General features: G+C 50.3%; 1 protein-coding gene. It reads right to left on the reverse strand.

Annotation, left to right across the window (positions count from 1 at the left end):
• The coding region (locus tag R8N49_RS29710; RefSeq protein ID WP_318190774.1) for a PTS transporter subunit EIIC at positions 1-547 on the reverse strand (547 nt) is incomplete at both ends.

Consider the following 547-nt stretch of genomic DNA (forward strand, 5'->3'; position numbering starts at 1 on the left):
AACTCATGAATACCACCAAAGAAGTGAATGATGATGGCACTTGGCGCAGAACGTTTAGACAAACCCTGACCAAACTTCGCGTAAGCCAGCAGCATACCAAGACCAGGACCTGGGTTAGATGCCACCATAAAGAAGATGGATTTGCCTGTTTCTGCGGCCGCTTGCAGGCCTAGTGGGTAGTAAATGCCTTGATCAATGGCGTTGTTCAGGAACAACACTTTTGCTGGTTCGTTAATGATCGCTAACAAAGGCAGGAAACCCGTTGCAACCAACGCTTCGATGCCTGATTTCACAAACAAGTTTGCTGCGGTGACTGAAGGGCCAACAATCTCGTAGGCGAACAAACACAACAACATACCGACGATACCCAACGAGAAGTTGTTGACCACCATCTCAAAACCAGAAGGTATGCGGTGTTGAATACGTTTATCCACTTGCACCACAACCCAAGCGCTCAGTGGGCCCATGATCATTGCGCCAACAAACATCGGTATGTCAGCCCCGACAATCACGCCCATCGTCCCGATAGCCCCCGCTACCGCGCCAC

Source organism: Vibrio sp. 1978, from assembly GCF_033344345.1.